Consider the following 18,796-nt stretch of genomic DNA (forward strand, 5'->3'; position numbering starts at 1 on the left):
ACGATGATCCTGACCCGCCGCACCGTCATCGCCGCCGGCATCGGCGCCGCCGTCTTCCCGGCAATGGCGTTCGCCGCCGCGCCCACCGACCGGCGGCTGATCTTCGTCATCCAGCGCGGCGCCGCCGACGGGCTGGCGATCGCGGCGCCGACCGGCGACCCGGCCTTCGCCGGGGTCCGCGCCGCGCTGGTCGAGGAAGCCGCGACCGGCGCGCGACTCGACGGCCTGTTCACGCTGCATCCCGCGCTCGAAAGCGCCGCCGCGCTGTTCGCGGCGCGCGAGGCGCATGTCGCGCATGCGGTCGCGACCGTCTATCGCGACCGGTCGCATTTCGACGGACAGAATATGCTCGAAAGCGGCGGCACGCGCCCCTATGGCCGCGCGGACGGCTGGATGAACCGGATGCTGTCGCTGCTGCCGGCGGACGGGCGCAGCGCGCTCGCGGTGGCCCCGTCGGTCCCGCTCGCCCTGCGCGGCGCCCTGCCCGTCGCCACCTACGTCCCCAGCCGCCTGCCGCAGGCCAATGCCGACCTGATCGCGCGGCTGTCGGCGCTCTACGAAAAGGACGCGCTGCTGCACCCGTTGTGGGAAAGCGCGATCCGCACGCAGGAGCTGGCGGGCGAGATCGGCGGCAACAACGGCCGCAACGGCGCCGACCTCGGCCGGCTCGCCGCCTCGCTGATGCTGCCCGCCGACGGCGCGCGGGTGATGATGGTCGAAACCGGCGCCTGGGACATGCACAGCGCCCAGCGCAGCCGCATCACGGCGCAGTTGCGCGGGCTCGATCAGCTGGTCGGCGCGCTGAAGGCGGGGCTGGGGCCGGCGTGGAAGGACACGCTGGTCATCGTCGCCACCGAATTCGGCCGCACCGTCGCGATTAACGGCAGCGGCGGCACCGACCATGGCACCGGATCGGCGGCTTTGCTCTTCGGCGGCCGGCTGGCGAAGGGCGGTACGGTCGCGGCCGACTGGCCCGGGCTGGGCACGGCGGCGCTGCTCGACGGGCGCGACCTCAAACCGACGCGCGGCCTCGAAAGCATGATCGCCGACGCCGTCGCGCATCATTATGCGCTCGACCCGGTCGAGGTGAAGGAGACGCTTTATCCGGGGGTGCTGGCCTGAACGAGGCCCTCTCGCCAGGTCCTCTGCCCTCGTGTAGCATCCCTCCCGGTAGGGCAAGGGGATAGCCGATGTGCCGGGCGATGATGTATCTGGGCGAGCGGGTCACGCTCGACGACCTGCTGTTCAAGCCCGATAGCAGCCTCGTCAATCAGGCCTATATGCCCAAGATGCTGCACATGCTGAACCTCGCGGGGTTCGGGATGATGGCGTGGGACGCAGAGTCGCACGCCCCGCACGAGCCGCACCGCTATCGCTCGCCGTCGCTGCCGGTGTTCGACGGCAACCTCAAATCGCTGGCGATCAAGACCCGCGCCGAATGCGTGATCGCGCATGTCCGCGGCGTCGCTTACTCAACGACGGTCAAGGTCAGCGAGCAGAACACCCACCCCTTCCACTTCCCCGGCGCCGCGGTCGCGATGGCGCATAATGGCGACATCTATCGCATCGGCGAGATGAAGGGGGTACTGATGTCCGACATCGCCCCCGAACTGCTCGCGCAGATATCGGGATCGACCGACAGCGAATGGGTCTATGCGCTCTTGCTCTCGCAGCTTCCCGACTGGCGCGTCGAGCCCGACGGCGACACGCTGATCGCGGCGGTTCAGGCGACCGTCGATATCCTCGAGCGCGCGCGGCGCCACCATGGCATCGCCATCTCGTCGAGCTGCAACCTGTTCCTGACCACCGGGCGCCAGATCCTCGGGCTGCGTCACTGTTTCGACTTCGGCCATTATCGCACCGGGTCGCCCGACCAGGTGCATGAGACGAACATGAACTTCCTGTCGATGTGGTTCACCACCGGCCGCGATTACGGCCTCCACGATGGCGAGTGGCAGATGGTCGGCGGCGAAGAGGAGCCGCGCGCGATCATCGTCGCGTCCGAGCCGCTGTCGTCGAACAGCGCGACATGGATGCCGGTCCCCGAATATGCGGTGGTTCATGCCGAGATGACCGGCGACCGGCCGAGGTTCCGGGTGGTGCCGTTGGCGCGGTAGGGCAACCGACATATTAAGGGTGAACATCGCGCTGCCGATCTTGAGAACCCGTTGAAAACTGGAAATCCCCCACGGTATCAGGCGACATGATCAAGCTTCAAACAAGCCTACGTGAATATGGACATCCGGACATCGTGGCGCTCGTGGACCCGGAGGCCGTTCAATTGGCCGACTGGCTGCCGGACTACTTCACCGAAGAAGTTCGCGGAGGCACACTCTTCGAGAGTGGGCAGATCATCCAGATAGGCTGGAACCTACTCAAACTCGAACCGACGGCAGAAGGCAGCTTGTCAGTGTTCGAGCCAGATTTCGACGGCATGCCCATTCGATGGGTTGAGGGGGTGAATCGCACCGTCCGCTTCCTTGTTGCCCAGCGGGCTGTGTGTGATGAATTGCGAGTCCAACCAGATTTCCCCTCTATCCGCCAAGCGCTGTCGCTGCCCGCGTCGATCGCATCGTTGGACAGATTTTCTATGACGCGCATTGAGCCTGACGGAAACCACTCCGGGTGGGTTATTCACGACCGGCGAGACGCCGCGATGCGCAACCTATCACTGTACGAAGCCGCCACATGGAGTCCGGCGATTGTCGCGTTTTTGGCGTTGCCCCCCGGCTCGGTTGTGGAACGAAACGATGAAACATTGTCCGTTGCCACTCGCGATAACCGGCTGTCATCCTTGTCGAATGGCTTGCTGGCCCGCCTTGCATTGGGAACGTCGCTATAAAACCCACTGTGACGTCGACTGAAATCTCGACCCCCTTGGCCTCGCGTTCGCTAAAAATGAAAATCCGGCAATTCCGCCAGCGCGATCCCCAATGCCTCGGCCCAGCCGTCGGCGACGCTCTGGAAATAGGCGTCGTTGCGCTCGAAGCGGCGTTCGTGGACCCCGACATAATCGTCGCGTTCGTGGATCTTGAGGTCGATCGGCAGGTCGACCCCGGCATTGGCGCGGATCGTCGAATCGAACGAGACACAGAGCAGCTTCACCGCATCCTCGAACGACATCGCGGGATCATAGGAACGCACGATGATCGGGCGGCCATATTTCGTCTCGCCGATCTGGAAGAAGGGATTGTCCTCGCCCGCCTCGATGAAATTGCCCTCGGGGTAGATCAGGAACAGCCGCGGTTCGGACCCCTTGATCTGGCCGCCGACGATGAGCGATGCGCGAAACAGCGATTCGGCGGCGGGCCCGGCGGGATTGTGGCGGGTGACGATCTGGCGCAGCGTTTCGCCGACGATCGTCGCGACCGCGAACATCGACGGCGCGGCGAGGATCGACGGATGCCGTTCCTCGGGCGCCTTGGTGCGTTCGTCGAGCAGGCTGACCACCGCCTGCGTCGTCGCGAGATTCCCCGCCGACATCAAGGTGATGACGCGCTCGCCGGGCAGGTGCCAGCTGCGCATCTTGCGGACCTGCGCGATGTCGTCGACGCCCGCGTTCGTGCGGGTGTCCGACATGAACACCAGCCCCTTGTTCAAACGCATGCCGACGCAATAGGTCATATAATTTTCGGTCCCCCAATCCTGCTCAGGCTATCGCTTATTGCTGCACCTGCAATTGGACAACCATATTTTCTTGCGCTGCACCATAGCGCATGCCGCGAACCGGGGCGGCGTCGTGATAATCGAGACCGGTGGCGACGCGGATATAGCGCTGATCGGGCGAATGGCCGTTCGACACGTCGAAGCCGACCCAGCCGATCGCGTCGAAATGCGCCTCGGCCCATCCGTGGGTCGCATCCTGGTGCGTGCGGTCGTTCATCATCAGATAGCCCGACACGTAACGCGCCGGATGCCCGAGGTGGCGCATCGCCGCGATGAAGATATGGGCATGGTCCTGGCACACCCCGCCCGCCCCGCCGAGCGCCTGTTCGGCGGTGGTGTCGGCGCCGGTGACCCCGATGCTGTACGGCAATTTCGCAAGGATCAGCGCCGACAAGGCGTGCGCGCGCTCGATGTCCGATCCGAAATCGCGCCGCAGTTCGGCCGTCAGCGCGCGGACATGGCGCCCGGCGCGGGTCAGCGGGGTCGGACGCAGGAAGGTCCACAGCGGCATCGCACCGCGATGGACCCCGATCACCCCGTCCCAGGTGATCAGCTCGACCTCGCCGACGCAGTGGATGACAAGCTCGCGCGCGCCGGCATCGACCGCGACCAGATCGACGCCGTTGCCGTGATGGTCGGTGTAATGAAGCTGGTTGGTGCCGCCCGCGATCTCGATCGCCCAATGGTGGATCAACTGCTGCCCCGGCCGCTCCTTCGGCGTCAGTTTCAGCTGCTGCAAGGCATAGCTGACGGGGCCATCATATTCATAACGGGTGGTGTGTTCGACGCGCAGGCGCATAAAAAACCCTAAACCACAAAGCGATAGTCGCGCTCGATCTGCTGCGCGAGCGCGGCATTGGCGCGGAGGAAGTCGGTGATATATTCGTGCAGGCCGCCGTCGAAGATCGCCTGGATCGGACCCGCGAGTTTTTTGTGGAGCAGCGCGTCGGCCATCCGTCCCGCCTCGGTCTCCTCGCCATAGCCGCGTTGCAACCAGCCGATATTGTCCTGCATCTTCTGCGCACAGAAGGCGAGGCTGCGCGGCATCTGTTTATAGAGGATCAGGAATTCGGCGATCTTGAGCGCGCTGATCTCCGCCCCATAGAGCCAGTGATAGGCGCGGTGCGCCGACACCGAGCGCAGGATCGTTTCCCACTGCACATTGTCGATCGAGCTGCCGATGTGCGCGACCGAGGGCAGCAGGAGGTAATATTTGACGTCGAGGATGCGCGCGGTGTTGTCGGCGCGTTCGAGGAAGGTGCCGAGGCGCGCGAAATTATAGCCGTCGTTGCGCAGCATCGTGCCGGTCCAGGCGCCGCGCACCTGCGCGCTCTGCTGGCGGATCGCCGACAGCACGTCGGGCAAATCGTCGTCGCGCACCTGCCGCTTGAGCAGCGCGCCCAGCGTCATCCAGCTGGTGTTGACCGCCTCCCACACCTCGCGGGTGAGATAGGTACGCGCGGTACGCGCATTGTCGCGCGCCTGCTTGACGACCGAAATGATGCTCGACGGATTGTGCGGATCGCGGAGCATGAAGTCGACGACCTTCGCCGAGCTATATTCATGCCCCGTCGCGGCATAGGCCTGGTTCGACCCCGCAGTGATCAGGATCGATTTCCACTCGGCCTTGGCGGTGCTCGACCGGGTCAGCGCGATGCGGAACCCCGCGTCGATCAGCCGCGCATTATTCTCGCTGCGTTCGAGGTAGCGTGCCATCCAGAAGAGGCTGCCTGCGGTTTTTCCCAGCATCAGTCTTCCAGCACCCAGGTGTCCTTGGTCCCGCCGCCCTGGCTCGAATTCACCACCAGCGATCCCTTGGTCATCGCGACGCGGGTCAGCCCGCCGGGGGTGATGGTGATGCCTTGCGGCGACATCAGGACGAAGGGGCGCAGGTCGACGTGGCGCGGCGCGAGCCCGCTCTTGGTGAAGATCGGGACCGTCGACAGCGACAGCGTCGGCTGCGCGATATAGTTGCGCGGGTTCGCCTCCAGCTTGGCACGAAAGGCGGCGATCTCTTTCTTGCTCGCGGCGGGGCCGACGAGCATGCCGTAACCGCCCGATCCATGGACTTCCTTGACCACCAGCTCGGGCAATTTGTCGAGCACCTCGCGCAGATGCTCGGGCTCGCTGCAGCGCCAGGTCGGCACATTGGGCAGCAGCGCGCGCTCGCCGGTGTAGAATTCGATGATGTCGGGCATGTAGCTGTACAGCGCCTTATCGTCGGCGATACCGGTGCCCGGCGCATTGGCGATGGTGATGCCGCCGGCGCGATAGACGTCCCAGATCCCCGGCACCCCGAGGACCGAATCGGGCCGGAAATTCAGCGGGTCGAGGAAGTCGTCGTCGACGCGGCGATAGAGGACGTCGATCGCCTTATAGCCCTGCGTCGTCCGCATCGCGACGCGGCCGCCGACGACGCGCAGATCATGTCCCTCGACCAGCTCGGCGCCCATCTGGTCGGCGAGGAAGCTGTGCTCGAAATAGGCGCTGTTGTGGATGCCGGGGGTCAAGACCGCGACCGTCGGTGTGCCGCCGCACATCGGCGGCGCACAGGCGGCGAGCGAACGCAGCAGGTTGATCGGATAATCGCTGACCTCGCGCACCGGCACCTTCGCGAACAGCTCGGGAAACATCTGGAGCATCGTCTCGCGGTTTTCGAGCATGTAGGACACACCCGACGGGGTGCGGGCATTGTCCTCGAGCACATAGAATTCGTTCGCCCCGGTACGGACGATGTCGGTGCCGCTGATATGGGTATAGACGCCGCCCGGCGGGTCCATGCCCATCATCATCGGCAGAAAGGCCTCGTTGCGCGAGATCAGCTCGATCGGCACGCGGCCGGCGCGCAGAATCTCCTGCCGGTGATAGATGTCGTGAAGGAAGGCGTTGAGCGCGCGCACGCGCTGTTCGATGCCGCGCGACAGCCGGCGCCATTCGCTCGCCGAAATGATCCGCGGCACGACGTCGAAGGGGATGAGACGCTCGTCGGCGTCGTCTTGGCCATAGACGTTGAAGGTGATTCCGGTGGTTCGGAAAAAGGCCTCGGCCTGCTGCGCCTTGCGGTGGATGCGCGCGGGTTCCTCGGCATCGAACCACTCGCAAAATTCGCTGTAGGGCGTCCGGACGTCGCCCCCCTGGCCCTGCATCTCGTCAAAGAAATTAATGGAGCCGGCCCTTTCCACGCAACACGCCTTCGCTCACCGCAACGGGTGCGGCGCCCTCGAGTTCCAGCTGCTGCGCGCCTGTCGGCTACATGGCCGCCAAGCTTGTAGGCGCGATGCTAGCACTCCGGCGCGGGAAGGCAAGATGGGTAAAAGGCGTCAGAAACCAAAGAGCAGGCGGACCGCCACAAACCCGACCAGCAGCGCGGTCAAGCGCCGGATCAGCACCGCGGGTCCGGTCTTCACCGCGATCTGGGTGCCGATCGCGCCGCCGATCAACACCGCGACCAGCAACGGCCAATGGTCGGCGACGGCATGGACCATCTCGCCGCCCTTGCCCTTGATCAGCTGGCCGGTCAGCCCGAACAGGCTGTTGACGAGGATGAACAGGCTCGCGGTCGCGGCAACGCTGCGCGCTTCGGCCCAGCGGACGAGGTGGAGGATGGGCGCGAGGAAGATGCCGCCGCCGATGCCGACGACGCCGGCGAGATAGCCGAGCCCCGCCGCGATCGGCAACAGCAGCCTGGGCGACAGGTTCACGGGTTTGGCCGTCTGCGGCTGGACCAGCAGCGCGATCGCCGAGGCGAGCAGCGACGCCCCGAGCAGGATCACCAGCACCCCCTGCTTGATCGGGGTCAGCCCGCCAAGGAAGGCGAGCGGTGCGGCGACGGCGATCAGCGGCAGCGCCTTCGCCCACGGCATCGCCCCCGATCGCGCGAAGCGGATCGTGCCGCCGGTGACGACGATGACGTTGCACGCGAGGCTGATCGCGGGGACGAGCCCCACCGCGACCCCGCCGAGCAGGAGCAGTGCGGTATAGGTCGACCCGCCGCCAAACCCGACCGCGGCATAGAGCAGCGCGGTCACCCCGAATGCAAATGCCAGCCAGCCCATGAAATCCCCCTTGCCTGTAGCGCCAAGCCATATACATCGAAATATAGATTTGCCAGACCGAAGGACCCCGCCCTCATGTACCGCGCCGCGCTTCTCGCCCTGTTGCTATCCACCGCCGCGCCCGCGCTCGCAGCGGACCCCGCGTCCTGCGCCGCCCCCGCCGACCTCGGCGAGACGCCCTACGCCGCCTGGGCGACTGCCGACGGCGATGCGGCGGCGCTCGCGATCGGGACGCCGGTGACCCTGCCGCTCGCCGATGGCGCCGCGTCGCGGCCGCTGACGATCACGACCGCCGGGCGTTACGGCCTCGCCGCAGGCAGCAAGGTGTGGATCGACCTCGTCGCGGGCGGCACCACGCAGACATCGGTCGAGCATGGCCACGGCCCCGCCTGTTCGGGAATCCGCAAGGTGGTGTGGTTCGACCTCAAGCCCGGGACCTATGATCTGGCGCTGTCGAAGGGCGAAGCCGCCAGCGTGCGCGTGCTGGTGGTGCGGGCGCCGTAGCCACTTTGCAGGCCCGGGCCGGTTGACGGGTCAGGGGCGGAAACGAGACCACCCTCTCTTTCGGTTCGTGTCGAGCGAAGTCGAGACACCCATCAAAAGCACTTGCCTTCGGGGTGTCTCGACTTCGCTCGACACGAACGGGAGATGCTGCGAATTTTTCGCCTCCTACCCCCAATCCCGTCGTCACTCCGGCTTGAGCAACTCGCCGACCGCCGCCAGCTCGCGCTCGGCCGCCTCGACCGCCGCCGCCTCGGCCCGCCGATATGCAGCCAGCACAGCCCGCGCGCCCTCGCTCACCTGCGCGCCCGCGCCCGGCCGCGTTTCGACCAATGGCGCCGCGAAGCAGGCGTTCATTTCCTCGACGAGCAGCCAGGCGCGGCGATAGCTCATGCCGATCGCGCGCGCCGCGGCCGAGATCGATCCGTGCGCGTCGATCGCGCCCAGCAGGTCGGCCTTGCCCGGCCCCATCGCGATGGCGTCGCCGAGCCGGATGCGCAGCCGAAGCTCGATCCGGCCGGCGTCCGCCATCACAGTGCGCCGTGGCAGTGCTTGTACTTGCGGCCCGATCCGCAAGGACATGGCGAATTGCGGCTGATTTCCAGTTCCGCATAGGGGTTTTCCCCCTGCGGCAGGTCGGGGCGCGGAATCTGCATCGGCGGCAGCGTATTGGCGATCGCCCCGAACGAACCGCCGTCGATATCGGCGCTGTTGTCGTCGCCGGTGAACGGGTCGATGTGCGTCGTCAGGAAATCGGGCAGGTCGGGCAGCGGCATCGGTTCGGGTTCTTCGAAGCGCAGGTCGATCCGCGCGATCGTACGCGTCACATCCTCGCGGATCGTCGACAGCATGCGTTCGAACAATGCGAACGCCTCCTGCTTATATTCGTTGATCGGCTGTTTCTGCGCATAGGCGCGCAGGAAGACGACCTGGCGCAGCGCGTCGAGGGTCGCCAGATGCTCTTTCCATTGATGGTCGAGGGTCTGCAACAGCACCGATTTCTCGATGCTCTTCCAGGTGTCGGCATCGACCAGCGCCGCCTTTTCGGCCGCGGTGGCGTCGGCGCGTTCCTGGATGCGTTCCTCGAACACCTCGGGGTCGACCGCATCTTCCTCCATCCACGCCTCGATCGGCAGGTCGAGGTCGAGCACGTTCAGCGCGCGTTCCTTCATGCCCTCGACATTCCACTGTTCGGGATAGCTGCCCGGCGGGCACGCATCGGCGACGATCGCGTTCACCGTCTCGGCGCGCATCGCGTACATCACTTCGTCGACGGTCTCGCTGTCGATGATCTCGCCGCGCTGTTCATAGATGACCTTGCGCTGGTCGTTCATGACGTTGTCATATTCGACGACCTGTTTGCGAATGTCGTAGTTGCGCGCCTCGACCTTCTTCTGCGCGGTCTCGATCGCCTTCGACAGCCATTTCGACCCGATCGCTTCGCCATCCTCGAGATTCTTGTTCATCATCTTGGAAAAGAGCGTGTCGGGGCCGAAGATGCGCAGCAGATCGTCGTCGAGGCAGAGGTAGAATTTCGACAGGCCCGGGTCGCCCTGACGCCCCGAACGGCCGCGCAGCTGGTTGTCGATGCGGCGGCTTTCGTGGCGTTCGGTCGCGAGCACGAACAGTCCGCCCGCGGCCTTCACCGCCTCGCGCTCGGCGGCGACCTCGGCCTGGATGCGCGCGATGCCGGCGTCGCGCTCGGGACCTTCGGGCAGGTCCTTGAGTTCGTCGTCGATGCGGAATTCTTCGTTGCCGCCCAGTTTGATGTCGGTGCCGCGGCCCGCCATGTTGGTCGCGATGGTCACCGCGCCGGTGCGGCCCGCCTGCGCGACGATATGCGCCTCGCTCTCATGGAAACGCGCGTTGAGGACGCTGTGCGGCACGCCTTCCTTTTCGAGATAGGAGGACAAAAGTTCCGACTTTTCGATCGACACGGTGCCGACCAGCACCGGCTGGCCGCGCTCGTTCGCTTCGCGGATCGTCTTAGCGATGGCGCCGAACTTGTCGGTGATATTCTTGTAGAATTCGTCCTCGTCGTCCTGCCGCGCGATCGGGCGGTTGGTCGGGATGGTGACGCAGTTCATCTTGTAGATGTCGAAGAATTCGGCGGCTTCGGTCGATGCGGTGCCGGTCATGCCGCTGAGCTTCGGATACATGCGGAAATAATTCTGGAAGGTGATCGACGCAAGGGTCTGGTTCTCGGGCTCGATCTGCACCCCTTCCTTCGCCTCGACCGCCTGGTGCAGGCCGTCGGACCAGCGGCGTCCGTCCATCATGCGGCCGGTGAATTCGTCGATGATCACGACCTTGCCGTCCTTGACGATATAGTCGGTGTCGATGCGGAACATGATGATCGCCTTCAGCGCCTGATTGACGTGATGGACGACCTGGGTGTTTTCGATGTCGTAGAGGTTGCTGCCCTGGAGCAGGCCCGCGGCCTCGAGCAGGCGCTCGACATGCTCGGTGCCGTCCTCGGTCAGGCTGATCGACTTGGACTTTTCGTCCTTTTCATAGTCGTCCTCGACGAGCTGGTGGACCACCTCGTTGACGCGGATATAGAGTTCGGACTTGTCGTCGGTCGGGCCCGAGATGATCAGCGGCGTGCGCGCCTCGTCGATCAGGATCGAATCGACCTCGTCGACGATGCCGAAGTTGAAGGTGCGGTGGACCATCTGCTGGCGGTCGAACTTCATATTGTCGCGCAGATAATCGAAGCCGAGTTCGTTGTTCGTCGCATAGGTGATGTCGCTGTTATAGGCGTCGCGGCGCTGCATTTCGTTGAGGTTGGGGACGATGATCCCGGTGGTCAGGCCGAGGAAGCTGTAGACGGTGCCCATCCATTCGGCATCGCGCGTCGCCAGATAGTCGTTGACGGTCACGACGTGGACGCCCTTGCCCTCGAGCGCGTTGAGATAGCAGGGCAGCGTCGCCATCAGCGTCTTGCCTTCGCCGGTCGCCATTTCGGCGATCTCGCCGCGGTGGAGGACGACGCCGCCGACCAACTGGACGTCGAAGTGGCGCATGCCGAGCGTGCGGACCGCCGCCTCGCGCACCGTGGCAAAGGCTTCGGGCAGGATGTCGTCGAGCGTCTCGCCGGCTTCGAGCCGGTCGCGGAATTTCTGGGTCTGTGCCTGCAGCGTGGCATCGTCGAACGACTGCATCGTCGGTTCGAAGGCATTGACCTTGTCGACGATCTTGCGGATCGAATTGACATAACGGTCGTTGGACGAGCCGAACAGGCTCTTGGCAATGCTGCCGAACATAGCGGATTTCCTTGGGATATGATGAAGGGGCGGACCGCAGCTGCGGTCGTCCGGCCGCGCGTCAAACGCTCGGCCGCAATAGGCGTCGGGCGCCGAAGCGCCCGGAGGTCAGACGCTATTCGAGCGCGCGGTCGCTGCCGATGAGCAGGCCGGGAAGGTGCGGCGGCGCGGTCTTGCGCGGCTTGCGTCCCGAGGTGACGGTCCGCCGGGGCGGCGTCGTGGTGACGGGGCGGCGATCATTGTCGGTCGTTTCGCTCTGTTGCCCGCTTTCGGCAAGCAACAGCATCGACCCCATCGCAGCCGGCGTCGCGGGCGCCGCCATAGCGCGATCGGCGCCGGCGAGTCCGGTAAGCAAAGCCAACAGGGTCAGCAACAAACGCAAAGAAATAAGCCCCTTTTTCGTCCAGTGCGCGGTTTATAGCACGCTGGATGCTGAACATAGGGTGAAAGGCCCGCGACGTCTAGGGGTTAGCCGGTGTCACTTCGTCGTCGCCTCGACCGTCGGCACGTCGCCGATACTAAGGTCGGTGGTCAGGACGATGCGCCGCGCGACCGGCTTGCCCGCGGCGTCGAGGAACGGCGCATAGCGATTCTTGCCGCCCAGCAGGTCGCAAAGATTGGCGCCCTGCGGCATCGCCGCATTGGCGCCCTTCACCGCAAAATCGCAGGCGCCGACGCTGCCGTCGGCGTTGATCACGATCGAGAATGAACCCGTGGCGGGTTCGCTCATCGGGAATTGCGGGACCCGCTTCCTGGGCAGTTCACCCAGCGCGTCGGCCAGTTCGGCCTCGTCCGGCGTCGCGACGACAGGCAGCTTCCACTGATAGTCCATGACGAAGCGGCCAGCCGTCGGCTTTCCATTGCCGTCCAGCGCCGGCACGAACTTCGCCTCGCGCCGCATCAGCGCGCAGGCCGCATTGTCGAGATCGTCCGACCCGCTGCCGCCGGTGACCATGCAATCAGTGACCGCCCCGCCCGCATCGACCGACAGCATCATGCGCACCTCGCCCTCTTCACCCGCGGCGAGCGCGGCTGCCGGATAATGGTCGGCGGGCTTGATCGTCGTCGTTTCGGGCGTCGGCAGCGCCGGTCGCGGCCAGCCTTCGAGCATCGCGTTCAGCCCCACCCCGCCGCCGTCGGGAAAATGGCGATGCCCGGCGGGAATCTGCCAGCGGATGCGGTTGCTATAGGTGCCGCCCACCGGCTTGCCGCGCGCGTCGGCACCTGGCTTGAAGCGCGCCCGGTCGAGGACGAGCCGGCACGTCGCCGCGTCGAGGTCGGCATGACCGCTCGGGCTGACGATCTCGCAGGCCGTCGGCTTGCCGCTGCTGTCGATCGTCAGGCGGAACCCGCTCGTCCCTTCGCGCCCCTCCAGCATCGCGCCGGTCGGATAATCGTCGTTGGTGGCCCAGCTTCCGGGGTTGCCCGCAGGAGCCAGCGGCTCCGACAGGTCGGTGATCCGCGCGAGCGGCGGCGCATCGCCCGGTGCCGCGATCGCGGCGGCGGCGCCGGCCAACATGGTCAAAACCCCCAGGAAAATTCGCACGCCATACCCCCATTTGCCCTAGGCACCGGATTGCCAGTCTCTCTCCGCCTTGCCAAGCCACGATTGCCGCTTGACCTCGCCGCCGGCATCGCATCATCTGCCGCTGACAAGAATGTAAGGAGAGGGCGCGGATGAGCAGGAAGGCGATTTTCATCACCGGCGGCGGATCGGGCATCGGCCGCGCGACCGCGCGCCATTTCGCCGCGCAGGGCTGGTTCGTCGGCATCGCCGACGTCAATGCGCAAGGGATCGACGAGACCGCCGCGCTGCTTCCCGAAGGCGCCTCGTCGCGCCATATCATGGACGTGCGCGACCGCGACCAATGGGCGGCGGCGCTCGCCGACTTCGCCAGGGCCAGCGGCGATCGCCTCGACGTGCTGTTCAACAATGCCGGCATCGGCACCGGCGGCCAGTTCGCCGACATGCCGCCGGCCGAGGCCGACCGGCTGATCGCGATCAACTTCGGCGGCGTCGTCAACGGCATCTACAGCGCCTTGCCGCTGCTCCGCGCGACGCCGGGATCGACGATCCTCAACACCGGCTCGGCCTCGGGCTTCTATGGCGTCGCGGGCCTCGCCATCTATTCGGCGACCAAATTCGCGGTGCGCGGATTGACCGAAGCGCTCGAGATCGAATTCGCCAAATATGGCATCAAAGTGCGCTCGCTGATGCCCGGCTTCATCGACACGCCCCTGCTCGACCAGGTCAGCGCCGACAGCAACGAACCCGCACGCGACCGCCTGTCGTCGAGCGGGTTCGAGATCGTCCCCGTCGAACGCGTCGGCGAAGCGGCGTGGGAAGCGGTGCATGGCGACAAGGTCCATGTCACCGTCGGCAAGATGGCCAAGCGCCTGTCGCGCCTCGCGCGCTGGTTCCCCGGGCTGATCGCGAAGCAGTCGAAGAAGATCGACGGGCTGGGGGCGGCGGGGCAATAGCGCCTCTCCTCCCGCAAGCGGGAGGGGAACCGTTTATTTCTTGACCCCGCACCGTACCGTCCCGGTCCCGGCATTGCGCACGGTGCACACCGGCTTGCCGAGGACCACCGTGCTGCCGACCCCGCGCGTCGTGATCGCGGCGCTCTTCACGGCGCTGAAGACATGGTCGCCGGTGCCTTCGCTGTCGGTGATCAGTTCGTCGACCGTCAGGCCGCCCGCGTCGACCACACCCGCCCCCGACAGCGACATCTGCGCCGTTTTGGCAGCGCCGCCCAGCGTCATCGTGCCGTTGCCGACCATCGCGACCGCCAGCCGGTCGCTGGTCACCGCGCCGACGATGAGCCGCCCCGGCCCGCGCAGCCCGATCGTCACCCTTGTGCCTTTGAGCTTGTCGATCTGCAGCGACCCTGCGCCGACGAGCGTCGCCGACCGCAGGTTCGCGGCGTTGATGCGCAGCGTCAGCGGGCCGAGCGGCTGGCGCCGATTCTCGTCGCCGGCATAGATTTTCTGCCCGACCATCAGCCTGCCGTCGCGCGCCTCGACGGTCAGCCGGTCGAGCGCGTCGGGCGATCCGCTCGCCACCGCGCCCACCGGCGCGCGCGTCACCACCTCGACGACGACGTCGGCATTGACCTCGATCGCCTCGAAACTGGTCAGGCCGAAACGCTTCTCCGCCGCCGATGCGGAGGCGACGGCGAGCAGGGCGGAGGCCGCGAGCGCGGCGCATCGGATCATCGAAGCCATGGCGCCGTCCTACCCCGTCCGGGCGGGCGGCGCCAGCGGCCGATCATTTGCAGGTCGCGGTGCCCGATCCCATGGTCTTGGTAGAACAGGTCGCGCCGCCCGTCAGGTCGACGTCACCCGAACCGAGGATACGGATATCGGCCTTGCCGGTCGCCTGCGCGCCGACGTTACCCGAACCGGTGACCGAAATGTCGAGCGTCTGCGCGACCAGCCCGCCCGCGTCGACGTCGCCCGACCCGGTGACACCGATCTCGCCCGAGGTGATGGCGCCGCCCGCGATCCCGATGTCGCCCGACCCCGATACGGTCAGGTCGGCGCTCTTTCCGGTCAGCTTCGCGATCTTGAGGTCGCCCGATCCGGTCAGCGCCGCCTCGACCTTGTCGCCGTCCACGGCATCGGCATCGACCGACCCCGATCCGGTCAGCCGCACCGTGTTCAGCCGCGGCATGGTGATCGCGATCTGGACCCCGTCATGGTCGCCGCGGCGGAAACTGAACCCCTCGCGCTTGCGCCCGACCGACAGCGTCGGGCCGTCGAGCTTGATCTCGAGCTCCTCGACCTCGGCCTTCGGCCCCTTGGCGGTGATCGAAAAGGCGTCGCCCTGGCGGATGGTGACATCATCGGGACCGGTCACCTCGACCTCGGTGAAACCGGTGAGCGCATAGCTTTGCGTCGTCGGCGGGCCGGCGTCGCTCGAACGCGTCTCGACCTTGTCGCTGTTCTCGGTCGTCACCGTGCCGCTGCATGCGGTCACCGTCACCGACAGGGTTAGAGCCAAGCCCAGCGGCAGCGCCGCCATCGTCCAGTTCCGCATCGTCCAATCTCCTTTGTGTATTGCATGAATAACACACAGGTTCGGACCTGTCCATATGCTACCAGCGCAGCAGCGGCGCCAGCAGGATGCGCCCGGCGACCCCCGACAGCGCGACCGCAAGGCCGTGCCACAGCGCGATATGCATCATGTCGTTCGACGCGCAGTGGAGCGCGACGATCGTCGCCCCGGCGGCCCCGGCGGCGATGCCGATCGCCCAGCCCGCACGCGTCGGTGAGGTCGGCGCGGCGCGCTTCAGCCAGGCGAACAGCGCCACGCCGACGCCCAGCCCCGACACCACGCCCTCGATCATGCAGCGCATGCCGTTTTCGGGCCGCGCCGCCTCCATCGCGGCGTGATGGTCGCCGAAACCGATAACGATCGCGGTGACCGGCAGCGCCAGCGCGGCGAGCCCGGCCCAGTGCCAGCCGCTGTAATCGCGGCCGACACCGGGCAACCCCATGCGCAGCGCACTCCACGCCGCCGCGACACCGAGCGCGACGATCGTCCAAAAGGCGAGCAGCGGCAACGCGGGCATCATCGTGCCCGCCGCAAGGTCGTGACGCATCCCGGCCAGCCACAACAAGGCGGCGGCCCCGACCAGCCAACCCGCGGCAACCCAGAGCGAGCCGCGCACGATCCGGCGCGGTTTCACCGGCCGCAGGTCGCCGGCCAGGCCGTCGATCAGCTCGTCGATCGATGCGTCGGTCATCTCATTCACTTTCAATCAGGAGCGCCAGCTTCTTGAGCCCGCGATGGATATTCACTTTGACCAGCGATTCGCTCTGGCCGCAAATCTGCGCGGCCTCGGCGATCGAGACGCCTTCGATCTTGACCAAAGTGATCGCCTGCGCCTGCCCCGCGGGCAGCTGCGTCAGCATGCGGTCGAGGCTGAGCCGCGCGTGGACCGCCTCGTCCTCGGCGTCGACAAAGGCGTCGTCGTCGTGGAGTTCGGCGGCATCGCGCTGGCGGCGCAGCGCATCGATCCAGCGATAGCGCGCGATCGCCGCGAGCCAGGGCAGGAAGGCGCGGCGGCTGTCCCAAGTATCGAGCTTGCGGTGCATCGACACCAAGGTTTCCTGCACCAGATCGTCGATCTGGTGCGGCGCGATGCGGCGCGCGAAATAACGCGCCAGCCAGCGCCGGCAATCGGTCAGCAGCGCGCGATAGGCGGCGCGGTCGCCGCGCTGCGACGCCGCCATCAACCGCGCCAGCGACGGTTCGTCGATACTCACCGGCCGCGCAGCTTCAGCGCCAGCGCGTCGAGCGAGAACAGCCCGCCGCCGCGCACGATCAGCACAGCCGCCATCGCTGCCCACAGGCTGTGCACCGGCCACCAGGCATCGGGAAAGACGAAAATCTGGATCACCAGCGTCATCACCAACAGCGCGCCCGCAGAAAAGCGCGTCGCCAGCCCTAGCAGCAACAGCATCGGAAAGACATGTTCGGCAAAGCTGGTCAGCGGCACCGCGATCGACGGGGCGAGCGGCAGGCCGGAAAATTCGGTGCGGAACAGGTCATAGGTGTCGGGGTTGATCCGGAACCAGCTGCCCTCGACCACCTTGGTCCGGCCCGAACGCCAGAACACCCCGGCCAGCGCGACGCGCAACAGCAACAGCGCCAGGCCCTCCGGGACGCGCGCGCCCGCGATGCTCACCGCGCGGTCGTACAGCGTCATCATTTTCGCCATCGTCGGACCCTCTCCAATGCACCCGCCGCGATCAGCGGCACGACGGCAGCGCCGTCTCCGTCCTGATGTTCGGCAAGGCGTTCGATCAGGTTACCGAGAGGTGTGATCTTTTGTGCAACCGCAAGCGTGGCGAGGGTCGCGAGCGTCGTGGGCAACAGCCGCACCTCTGCCTCTGGCCGGGTGATCAGCAGCGCGGCGGTGCCGGCGAGCAGATCGGGATCGAGGATCGGCGCGGCATCGCTCGCCAGCGTCACGGTCATGGCAGCGGGATGAAGCCGCACCGGCAGCGCCAGCAGGCTCGCCTCGTCCTGCCCGGCGAGATCGGCGAGCGTCAGCGCTGGGGCGTCGGCGGCGTGATAGGCGGTAAGCCAAGCCCATTCGACGCGCGCCATATCCGCCGCGAGCGCGCCGCTTTCGCGCGTCAGGAAATCGGGGAAGCCCGCCCCGATCTGCGCAGGCGCCCTTCCCTTCGCTCCGCCACGCTCGACGAAATCGCGCGACAGCCGGTTGAATTCGGGCTCGCCCAGCCAGGCGCGGGTACGCGGGAATGTGTCTTCGAGCGCGACGAGTCGCGCGTGCGAAATATTGTTGGCGTGCACCGTCATCGCGCGCAGCACATGCGCCCATTCGCCCGCGAACAGGTCGGGCGGCAAATGCGCGGGTCCTGCAACCAGCGCCGCCGCGATCGCCGCTTGGTCGCGTTCAAGCATCGACACGCATTTCGGTCAGCAACGTGTCGGCGGTCGCGACTTCGGCCATCAGCGTCGCGAAATCGGGGATATCGCTGTCCCATTCGACGAGCACCGGTTTCGGCCCGGCGCGGCGCAGGAAGGTCGCGAGCCGGTCCCAGCAGCTGACCCGCACCGCCGAACCATGATCGTCGATCGCGATCGTCCCGCCCATCCCGTCATCTTCGACCGCATGGCCCGCGACATGGATTTCGCCGACCAGCGCGGGGTCGAAGGCGGCGAGCCAGGCGTCGGGATCGAGTCCGAGATTACAGGCCGACACCTCGACATTGTTGATATCGAGAATTAGCCCGCAGCCGCTGCGGCGGCAGAGTTCGTGAAGGAAATCGACCTCCGACCAGTCGTCACCCGCATAGGCGACATAGCGCGAGGGATTTTCGATCAGCATCGGTCGGCGCAGCCGCTGTTGCACACGGCCCACCTGCACGGCGAAATGGTCCAGCGCGGCATGGCTGTACCGCACCGGCAGCAGGTCGGGAAATTTGTCGTCGGGGCCGTTGCTCCAGCTCAGATGGTCCGACACCATCGCCGGTTGATAGCGGTCGCACAGCAACGCAAGCGCTTCGAGTTCGTCCGCATCGACGCCCGCCGCCGAGCCGAGCGACAGCCCGACCGAATGGAAACTCAGCGGCAGATGCGCGGCAATCGCGGTCAGCCAGCGATGCGGAGGCCCGCCTGCGCCGAAATAATTTTGGGGGTGGATTTCGGCCCAGGCGGGCAGGGTCGCCCGCTCCGCCGCCGCCAGCACATCGGCATAATGCTCGGGCTTGAGCCCGAAGCCGGCGCGTCGCGGCAGGTCGCGGAACGAGCGGGGGGGTGTCATGATCGGACCG

21 protein-coding genes are annotated in these 18,796 nt (G+C 66.4%); 5 read left to right on the forward strand and 16 right to left on the reverse strand.

Features of this window, described 5'->3' with window-relative positions:
* Positions 1-3: 3 nt before the first annotated feature.
* The 3 genes from AC3WS4_RS16665 to AC3WS4_RS16675 all read left to right on the forward strand — a co-directional run bounded on the left by AC3WS4_RS16665 (position 4) and on the right by AC3WS4_RS16675 (position 2,842).
* Complete coding sequence (locus AC3WS4_RS16665) at positions 4-1,122, forward strand: DUF1501 domain-containing protein (protein WP_492736705.1); 1,119 nt, start codon at positions 4-6, stop codon at positions 1,120-1,122.
* Between the two features lie 68 nt (positions 1,123-1,190).
* Positions 1,191-2,117 carry a class II glutamine amidotransferase gene (locus AC3WS4_RS16670; RefSeq protein ID WP_492736707.1) on the forward strand — a complete coding sequence of 309 codons (927 nt, stop codon included), beginning with the start codon at positions 1,191-1,193 and terminating at the stop codon, positions 2,115-2,117.
* An 86-nt stretch (positions 2,118-2,203) separates the two neighbouring features.
* Positions 2,204-2,842: an immunity protein Imm33 domain-containing protein gene (locus AC3WS4_RS16675; protein WP_492736709.1), complete on the forward strand. Its 639-nt coding sequence runs from the start codon at positions 2,204-2,206 to the stop codon at positions 2,840-2,842.
* 50 nt (positions 2,843-2,892) lie between these two features.
* Here the strand turns inward: AC3WS4_RS16675 and AC3WS4_RS16680 are convergent, their stop codons facing one another.
* From AC3WS4_RS16680 to AC3WS4_RS16700, 5 genes are all read right to left on the reverse strand, one after another.
* Positions 2,893-3,624 (reverse strand): proteasome-type protease, encoded by a 732-nt coding sequence (locus AC3WS4_RS16680; protein WP_056346325.1) that lies wholly within the window; start codon positions 3,622-3,624, stop codon positions 2,893-2,895.
* Between the two features lie 37 nt (positions 3,625-3,661).
* On the reverse strand, positions 3,662-4,465 hold the full coding sequence (locus AC3WS4_RS16685) for a transglutaminase family protein (protein ID WP_492736711.1): 804 nt from the start codon (positions 4,463-4,465) through the stop codon (positions 3,662-3,664).
* 8 nt (positions 4,466-4,473) lie between these two features.
* Positions 4,474-5,415, reverse strand: a complete 942-nt coding sequence (locus tag AC3WS4_RS16690) for an alpha-E domain-containing protein (protein WP_492736713.1) — start codon at positions 5,413-5,415, stop codon at positions 4,474-4,476.
* Positions 5,415-6,812 (reverse strand): circularly permuted type 2 ATP-grasp protein, encoded by a 1,398-nt coding sequence (locus AC3WS4_RS16695; RefSeq protein ID WP_187140957.1) that lies wholly within the window; start codon positions 6,810-6,812, stop codon positions 5,415-5,417. Before AC3WS4_RS16695 ends, AC3WS4_RS16690 begins: the two co-directional genes overlap by 1 nt.
* Before the next feature lie 174 nt (positions 6,813-6,986).
* The gene (locus AC3WS4_RS16700) at positions 6,987-7,721 is read right to left on the reverse strand and encodes a sulfite exporter TauE/SafE family protein (protein WP_492736717.1); all 735 of its coding nucleotides are present in this window, start codon (positions 7,719-7,721) and stop codon (positions 6,987-6,989) included.
* Between the two features lie 75 nt (positions 7,722-7,796).
* Here AC3WS4_RS16700 and AC3WS4_RS16705 point away from each other — a divergent pair, with 75 nt between their 5' ends.
* Positions 7,797-8,225: a hypothetical protein gene (locus AC3WS4_RS16705; RefSeq protein WP_492736719.1), complete on the forward strand. Its 429-nt coding sequence runs from the start codon at positions 7,797-7,799 to the stop codon at positions 8,223-8,225.
* A gap of 183 nt (positions 8,226-8,408) precedes the next feature.
* Here the strand turns inward: AC3WS4_RS16705 and AC3WS4_RS16710 are convergent, their stop codons facing one another.
* From AC3WS4_RS16710 to AC3WS4_RS16725, 4 genes are all read right to left on the reverse strand, one after another.
* On the reverse strand, positions 8,409-8,753 hold the full coding sequence (locus AC3WS4_RS16710) for a winged helix-turn-helix domain-containing protein (protein WP_492736720.1): 345 nt from the start codon (positions 8,751-8,753) through the stop codon (positions 8,409-8,411).
* Positions 8,753-11,488, reverse strand: coding sequence for a preprotein translocase subunit SecA (gene secA, locus AC3WS4_RS16715; RefSeq protein WP_056346314.1), 2,736 nt, complete (start codon positions 11,486-11,488; stop codon positions 8,753-8,755). The genes AC3WS4_RS16710 and secA overlap by 1 nt, the downstream gene beginning before the upstream one ends.
* Before the next feature lie 115 nt (positions 11,489-11,603).
* Positions 11,604-11,849 carry a hypothetical protein gene (locus tag AC3WS4_RS16720; RefSeq protein WP_235535621.1) on the reverse strand — a complete coding sequence of 82 codons (246 nt, stop codon included), beginning with the start codon at positions 11,847-11,849 and terminating at the stop codon, positions 11,604-11,606.
* 117 nt (positions 11,850-11,966) lie between these two features.
* Positions 11,967-13,007: a TonB family protein gene (locus tag AC3WS4_RS16725; protein WP_492736722.1), complete on the reverse strand. Its 1,041-nt coding sequence runs from the start codon at positions 13,005-13,007 to the stop codon at positions 11,967-11,969.
* Between the two features lie 158 nt (positions 13,008-13,165).
* Here AC3WS4_RS16725 and AC3WS4_RS16730 point away from each other — a divergent pair, with 158 nt between their 5' ends.
* Positions 13,166-13,969 carry an SDR family oxidoreductase gene (locus AC3WS4_RS16730; RefSeq protein ID WP_492736724.1) on the forward strand — a complete coding sequence of 268 codons (804 nt, stop codon included), beginning with the start codon at positions 13,166-13,168 and terminating at the stop codon, positions 13,967-13,969.
* A gap of 33 nt (positions 13,970-14,002) precedes the next feature.
* On the opposite strand, the gene AC3WS4_RS16735 is transcribed toward AC3WS4_RS16730, so the two are convergent.
* The 7 genes from AC3WS4_RS16735 to bufB are packed head-to-tail and all read right to left on the reverse strand — an operon-like array spanning position 14,003 to position 18,786.
* On the reverse strand, positions 14,003-14,713 hold the full coding sequence (locus AC3WS4_RS16735) for a GIN domain-containing protein (RefSeq protein ID WP_492736726.1): 711 nt from the start codon (positions 14,711-14,713) through the stop codon (positions 14,003-14,005).
* Positions 14,714-14,756: 43 nt separating this feature from the next.
* A complete protein-coding gene (locus AC3WS4_RS16740) occupies positions 14,757-15,527 on the reverse strand; it encodes a head GIN domain-containing protein (RefSeq protein ID WP_492736728.1) in 771 nt (256 codons plus the stop codon).
* A gap of 58 nt (positions 15,528-15,585) precedes the next feature.
* Entirely contained in the window at positions 15,586-16,236 is a 651-nt protein-coding gene (locus tag AC3WS4_RS16745; RefSeq protein ID WP_492736730.1) for an NrsF family protein, read from the reverse strand.
* Position 16,237: 1 nt separating this feature from the next.
* Positions 16,238-16,759, reverse strand: a complete 522-nt coding sequence (locus AC3WS4_RS16750; RefSeq protein ID WP_492736731.1) for a sigma-70 family RNA polymerase sigma factor — start codon at positions 16,757-16,759, stop codon at positions 16,238-16,240.
* Positions 16,756-17,214 carry a DoxX family protein gene (locus tag AC3WS4_RS16755; RefSeq protein ID WP_187140911.1) on the reverse strand — a complete coding sequence of 153 codons (459 nt, stop codon included), beginning with the start codon at positions 17,212-17,214 and terminating at the stop codon, positions 16,756-16,758. The genes AC3WS4_RS16750 and AC3WS4_RS16755 overlap by 4 nt, the downstream gene beginning before the upstream one ends.
* On the reverse strand, positions 17,202-17,924 hold the full coding sequence (locus tag AC3WS4_RS16760; protein WP_492736734.1) for an HvfC/BufC family peptide modification chaperone: 723 nt from the start codon (positions 17,922-17,924) through the stop codon (positions 17,202-17,204). The genes AC3WS4_RS16755 and AC3WS4_RS16760 overlap by 13 nt, the downstream gene beginning before the upstream one ends.
* The gene (gene bufB, locus AC3WS4_RS16765; protein ID WP_492736736.1) at positions 17,917-18,786 is read right to left on the reverse strand and encodes an MNIO family bufferin maturase; all 870 of its coding nucleotides are present in this window, start codon (positions 18,784-18,786) and stop codon (positions 17,917-17,919) included. Before bufB ends, AC3WS4_RS16760 begins: the two co-directional genes overlap by 8 nt.
* Between the last annotated feature and the right edge of the window lie 10 nt (positions 18,787-18,796).

The sequence above is a fragment of the Sphingopyxis sp. EU05-FHT14B03 genome (assembly GCF_058790875.1).

Coding starts and splice junctions, on each gene's coding strand:
- AC3WS4_RS16685 (WP_492736711.1), bottom strand. CDS start 4,465: ATGCGCCTGCGCGTCGAACACACCACCCGTTATGAATATGATGGCCCC.
- AC3WS4_RS16670 (WP_492736707.1), top strand. CDS start 1,191: ATGTGCCGGGCGATGATGTATCTGGGCGAGCGGGTCACGCTCGACGAC.
- AC3WS4_RS16695 (WP_187140957.1), bottom strand. CDS start 6,812: ATGCAGGGCCAGGGGGGCGACGTCCGGACGCCCTACAGCGAATTTTGC.
- AC3WS4_RS16740 (WP_492736728.1), bottom strand. CDS start 15,527: ATGCGGAACTGGACGATGGCGGCGCTGCCGCTGGGCTTGGCTCTAACC.
- AC3WS4_RS16730 (WP_492736724.1), top strand. CDS start 13,166: ATGAGCAGGAAGGCGATTTTCATCACCGGCGGCGGATCGGGCATCGGC.
- AC3WS4_RS16705 (WP_492736719.1), top strand. CDS start 7,797: ATGTACCGCGCCGCGCTTCTCGCCCTGTTGCTATCCACCGCCGCGCCC.
- secA (WP_056346314.1), bottom strand. CDS start 11,488: ATGTTCGGCAGCATTGCCAAGAGCCTGTTCGGCTCGTCCAACGACCGT.
- AC3WS4_RS16690 (WP_492736713.1), bottom strand. CDS start 5,415: ATGCTGGGAAAAACCGCAGGCAGCCTCTTCTGGATGGCACGCTACCTC.
- AC3WS4_RS16700 (WP_492736717.1), bottom strand. CDS start 7,721: ATGGGCTGGCTGGCATTTGCATTCGGGGTGACCGCGCTGCTCTATGCC.
- AC3WS4_RS16675 (WP_492736709.1), top strand. CDS start 2,204: ATGATCAAGCTTCAAACAAGCCTACGTGAATATGGACATCCGGACATC.
- AC3WS4_RS16735 (WP_492736726.1), bottom strand. CDS start 14,713: ATGGCTTCGATGATCCGATGCGCCGCGCTCGCGGCCTCCGCCCTGCTC.
- AC3WS4_RS16710 (WP_492736720.1), bottom strand. CDS start 8,753: ATGGCGGACGCCGGCCGGATCGAGCTTCGGCTGCGCATCCGGCTCGGC.
- AC3WS4_RS16680 (WP_056346325.1), bottom strand. CDS start 3,624: ATGACCTATTGCGTCGGCATGCGTTTGAACAAGGGGCTGGTGTTCATG.
- bufB (WP_492736736.1), bottom strand. CDS start 18,786: ATGACACCCCCCCGCTCGTTCCGCGACCTGCCGCGACGCGCCGGCTTC.
- AC3WS4_RS16760 (WP_492736734.1), bottom strand. CDS start 17,924: ATGCTTGAACGCGACCAAGCGGCGATCGCGGCGGCGCTGGTTGCAGGA.
- AC3WS4_RS16725 (WP_492736722.1), bottom strand. CDS start 13,007: ATGTTGGCCGGCGCCGCCGCCGCGATCGCGGCACCGGGCGATGCGCCG.
- AC3WS4_RS16755 (WP_187140911.1), bottom strand. CDS start 17,214: ATGGCGAAAATGATGACGCTGTACGACCGCGCGGTGAGCATCGCGGGC.
- AC3WS4_RS16665 (WP_492736705.1), top strand. CDS start 4: ATGATCCTGACCCGCCGCACCGTCATCGCCGCCGGCATCGGCGCCGCC.
- AC3WS4_RS16745 (WP_492736730.1), bottom strand. CDS start 16,236: ATGACCGACGCATCGATCGACGAGCTGATCGACGGCCTGGCCGGCGAC.